The following is a 5,427-nucleotide window of genomic DNA, read 5'->3' as shown; positions in this document are numbered from 1 at the left end:
TTTTTTGGATGCCAGTTTTGGTGTCTGTTGTTTGTGATCGGATTTTTCTGATTCGAATTCTGCCTGGGTTTTCGTGCCTGGGGGTTTTTGTTTGGAGAGTTTGATCCTGGCTCAGGACGAACGCTGGCGGCGTGCTTAACACATGCAAGTCGAACGGAAAGGCCCTTCGGGGTACTCGAGTGGCGAACGGGTGAGTAACACGTGGGTGATCTGCCCTGCACTTTGGGATAAGCCTGGGAAACTGGGTCTAATACCGAATATGATCATTGGCTTCATGGCTGGTGGTGGAAAGCTTTTGCGGTGTGGGATGGGCCCGCGGCCTATCAGCTTGTTGGTGGGGTAATGGCCTACCAAGGCGACGACGGGTAGCCGGCCTGAGAGGGTGACCGGCCACACTGGGACTGAGATACGGCCCAGACTCCTACGGGAGGCAGCAGTGGGGAATATTGCACAATGGGCGCAAGCCTGATGCAGCGACGCCGCGTGAGGGATGACGGCCTTCGGGTTGTAAACCTCTTTCAATAGGGACGAAGCGCAAGTGACGGTACCTATAGAAGAAGGACCGGCCAACTACGTGCCAGCAGCCGCGGTAATACGTAGGGTCCGAGCGTTGTCCGGAATTACTGGGCGTAAAGAGCTCGTAGGTGGTTTGTCGCGTTGTTCGTGAAAACTCACAGCTTAACTGTGGGCGTGCGGGCGATACGGGCAGACTAGAGTACTGCAGGGGAGACTGGAATTCCTGGTGTAGCGGTGGAATGCGCAGATATCAGGAGGAACACCGGTGGCGAAGGCGGGTCTCTGGGCAGTAACTGACGCTGAGGAGCGAAAGCGTGGGGAGCGAACAGGATTAGATACCCTGGTAGTCCACGCCGTAAACGGTGGGTACTAGGTGTGGGTTTCCTTCCTTGGGATCCGTGCCGTAGCTAACGCATTAAGTACCCCGCCTGGGGAGTACGGCCGCAAGGCTAAAACTCAAAGGAATTGACGGGGGCCCGCACAAGCGGCGGAGCATGTGGATTAATTCGATGCAACGCGAAGAACCTTACCTGGGTTTGACATGCACAGGACGCCAGTAGAGATATTGGTTCCCTTGTGGCCTGTGTGCAGGTGGTGCATGGCTGTCGTCAGCTCGTGTCGTGAGATGTTGGGTTAAGTCCCGCAACGAGCGCAACCCTTGTCCTATGTTGCCAGCACGTAATGGTGGGGACTCGTAGGAGACTGCCGGGGTCAACTCGGAGGAAGGTGGGGATGACGTCAAGTCATCATGCCCCTTATGTCCAGGGCTTCACACATGCTACAATGGCCGGTACAAAGGGCTGCGATGCCGTGAGGTGGAGCGAATCCTTTCAAAGCCGGTCTCAGTTCGGATCGGGGTCTGCAACTCGACCCCGTGAAGTCGGAGTCGCTAGTAATCGCAGATCAGCAACGCTGCGGTGAATACGTTCCCGGGCCTTGTACACACCGCCCGTCACGTCATGAAAGTCGGTAACACCCGAAGCCGGTGGCCTAACCCCTCGTGGGAGGGAGCCGTCGAAGGTGGGATCGGCGATTGGGACGAAGTCGTAACAAGGTAGCCGTACCGGAAGGTGCGGCTGGATCACCTCCTTTCTAAGGAGCACCACGAGACTCGTGCCCGCCCACATCGTGTGGGGGTTCGGTGATGCGAGCGATTCGTGAAGATGGCCTTCTGCCTGTAGTGGGTGGGGGTCTGGTGCATTGAAGTTGTGAGCAAGCATGGTCGGCCGGCGCTGGGAAGGCGTGGGTCGTGGCTGCCAAACACACTATTGGGCCCTGAGACAACAGGCCCGCGGCGTGCGTGCCGGCGTTCGTCCCCGTTGGGGGGTGGGTGTTGGCGGGTGGCGTCGGTCCGGCGGGAGTCGGATGGTTTGCTTGTTGCCCCACAGGTTTTGGTGGTGGGGTGTGGTGTTTGATTCGTGGATAGTGGTTGCGAGCATCAGATCGCATGCGTGTCGCTGGCCTTCGTGGTTGGTGGTGGGTGTGTGGTTTGTTGTGGTGTAATTTTTCTCTGTTTTTATGGTTTTGTGCTTTGTAAGTGTTTAAGGGCGCATGGTGGATGCCTTGGCATCAGAGGCCGATGAAGGACGTGGGAGGCTGCGATATGCCTCGGGGAGCTGCCAACCGAGCGTGGATCCGAGGGTGTCCGAATGGGGAAACCCAGCACGAGTGATGTCGTGTTACCCGTATCTGAATACATAGGGTGCGGGAGGTAACGCGGGGAAGTGAAACATCTCAGTACCCGTAGGAAGAGAAAACAATTGTGATTCCGTGAGTAGTGGCGAGCGAAAGCGGAGGATGGCTAAACCGCATGCATGTGATACCGGGTAGGGGTTGTGTGTGCGGGGTTGTGGGACCCATCTTTTCAGGTCTATCCGCCTGGAGGGTAGTGAGAAAACGTCGTGGTTAGCGGAAGTGGCTTGGGATGGCCTGCCGTAGACGGTGAGAGCCCGGTACGTGAAAACCCGATGTCTACCTTGATGGTGTTCCCGAGTAGCAGCGGGCCCGTGAAATCTGCTGTGAATCTGCCGGGACCACCCGGTAAGCCTGAATACCTTCTGATGACCGATAGCGGATTAGTACCGTGAGGGAATGGTGAAAAGTACCCCGGGAGGGGAGTGAAATAGTACCTGAAACCGTGTGCCTACAATCCGTCAGAGCCCTCCTTCGTGGTGGGGTGATGGCGTGCCTTTTGAAGAATGAGCCTGCGAGTCAGGGATACGTCGCGAGGTTAACCCGGGTGGGGTAGCCGTAGCGAAAGCGAGTCTGAATAGGGCGTATCCACACAAGAGTGTGTGGTGTAGTGGCGTGTTCTGGACCCGAAGCGGAGTGATCTACCCATGGCCAGGGTGAAGCAGCAGTAAGATGTTGTGGAGGCCCGAACCCACTTAGGTTGAAGACTGAGGGGATGAGTTGTGGGTAGGGGTGAAAGGCCAATCAAACTCCGTGATAGCTGGTTCTCCCCGAAATGCATTTAGGTGCAGCGTTGCATGGTTCTTACCGGAGGTAGAGCTACTGGATGGCCGATGGGCCCCACAGGGTTACTGACGTCAGCCAAACTCCGAATGCCGGTAAGTCAACAGTGTGGCAGTGAGACGGCGGGGGATAAGCTCCGTGCGTCGAGAGGGAAACAGCCCAGATCGCCGGCTAAGGCCCCTAAGCGTGTGCTAAGTGGAAAAGGATGTGCAGTCGCGAAGACAACCAGGAGGTTGGCTTAGAAGCAGCCACCCTTGAAAGAGTGCGTAATAGCTCACTGGTCAAGTGATTGTGCGCCGATAATGTAGCGGGGCTCAAGCACACCGCCGAAGCCGCGGCATCCGCAAGGATGGGTAGGGGAGCGTCCTGCATCCGGTGAAGCAGCCGAGTGATCGAGTTGTGGAGGGTGTGGGAGTGAGAATGCAGGCATGAGTAGCGATGAGGCAAGTGAGAACCTTGCCCGCCGAAAGACCAAGGGTTCCTGGGCCAGGCCAGTCCTCCCAGGGTGAGTCGGGACCTAAGGCGAGGCCGACAGGCGTAGTCGATGGACAACGGGTTGATATTCCCGTACCCGTGTGTGTGCGTCCCTGATGAATCAGAGGTACTAACCGCCCAAAACTGGTTTCACCGATCCCTTCGGGGTGAGGGTTTCCGGGGCTGCGCGGAACCTTCTCTGGTAGTAGTCAAGCGATGGGGTGACGCAGGAAGGTAGCCGTACCAGTCAGTGGTAATACTGGGGCAAGCCCGTAGGGAGAGATCTAGGTAAATCCGGGTCTCACACATCCTGAGAGGTGATGCATAGCCGAGTGAGGCGAATTCGGTGATCCTATGCTGCCAAGAAAAGCCTCTAGCGAGTCCACACACGGCCCGTACCCCAAACCAACACAGGTGGTCAGGTAGAGAATACCAAGGCGTACGAGTGAACTATGGTTAAGGAACTCGGCAAAATACCCCCGTAACTTCGGGAGAAGGGGGACCTCCTACTGTCATCACCCTTGCGGTGGGCAGCGGTGGGGGGTGGCACAAACCAGTGAGAAGCGACTGTTTACTAAAAACACAGGTCCGTGCGAAGTCGCAAGACGATGTATACGGACTGACGCCTGCCCGGTGCTGGAAGGTTAAGAGGACCGGTTAATCCCTTCGGGGGTGAAGCTGAGAATTTAAGCCCCAGTAAACGGCGGTGGTAACTATAACCATCCTAAGGTAGCGAAATTCCTTGTCGGGTAAGTTCCGACCTGCACGAATGGCGTAACGACTTCTCAACTGTCTCAACCATAGACTCGGCGAAATTGCACTACGAGTAAAGATGCTCGTTACGCGCGGCAGGACGAAAAGACCCCGGGACCTTCACTACAACTTGGTATTGGCGCTCGATACGGTTTGTGTAGGATAGGTGGGAGACTGTGAAACTCGCACGCCAGTGTGGGTGGAGTCATCGTTGAAATACCACTCTGATCGTATTGGGCTTCTAACTTCGAACCGTATATCCGGTTCAGGGACAGTGCCTGGTGGGTAGTTTAACTGGGGCGGTTGCCTCCCAAAATGTAACGGAGGCGCCCAAAGGTTCCCTCAACCTGGACGGCAATCAGGTGTTGAGTGTAAGTGCACAAGGGAGCTTGACTGCGAGACGAACATGTCGAGCAGGGACGAAAGTCGGGACTAGTGATCCGGCACCCCCGAGTGGAAGGGGTGTCGCTCAACGGATAAAAGGTACCCCGGGGATAACAGGCTGATCTTCCCCAAGAGTCCATATCGACGGGATGGTTTGGCACCTCGATGTCGGCTCGTCGCATCCTGGGGCTGGAGCAGGTCCCAAGGGTTGGGCTGTTCGCCCATTAAAGCGGCACGCGAGCTGGGTTTAGAACGTCGTGAGACAGTTCGGTCTCTATCCGCCGCGCGCGTCAGAAGCTTGAGGAAACCTGTCCCTAGTACGAGAGGACCGGGACGGACGAACCTCTGGTCTACCAGTTGTCACACCAGTGGCACGGCTGGATAGCCACGTTCGGACAGGATAACCGCTGAAAGCATCTAAGCGGGAAACCCCCTCCAAGACCAGGCTTCTCACCCTTTTAGAGGGATAAGGCCCCCCGCAGACCACGGGATCGATAGACCAGACCTACAAGCCCAGCAATGGGTTCAGGGAACTGGCACTAACCGGCCGAAAACTTACACACAACCCCACCCCCGGGTGGGACCCATGAAAACGTGTAAGAAAAATATGACGCACCACAACGCGCACGCAACCACACCACGAACCCCAACACACCACACCCCACCACCAAATAACACCACCAGGGGCTGAAAAGAAAATAGAGTTACGGCGGTAATAGCGGCAGGGAAACGCCCGGTCCCATCCCGAACCCGGAAGCTAAGCCTACCAGCGCCGATGATACTACCCTCACGGGTGGAAAAGTAGGACACCGCCGAACACCCTTT

The 5,427-nt window shown here is 56.7% G+C and carries 3 rRNA genes; all 3 read left to right on the top strand.

The annotated features are described in order from the left end of the window. The first annotated feature begins 88 nt into the window (after nt 1–88). A 16S ribosomal RNA gene (locus AC30CM_RS26685) occupies nt 89–1,608 on the top strand. Nucleotides 1,609–2,047: 439 nt separating this feature from the next. Continuing rightward, nucleotides 2,048–5,165 (top strand): 23S ribosomal RNA (locus AC30CM_RS26680). 142 nt (nt 5,166–5,307) lie between these two features. Next, nucleotides 5,308–5,420, top strand: a 5S ribosomal RNA gene (gene rrf, locus AC30CM_RS26675). Together the 16S, 23S and 5S rRNA genes form the textbook arrangement of a ribosomal RNA operon. The last annotated feature ends 7 nt before the right edge of the window (nt 5,421–5,427 follow it).

Source organism: Mycobacterium sp. DHQP2018-32-09, assembly GCF_058148405.1.
The sequence above is the reverse complement of the archived record's forward strand: the minus strand, read 5'-3'. Positions and strand labels throughout refer to the sequence as shown.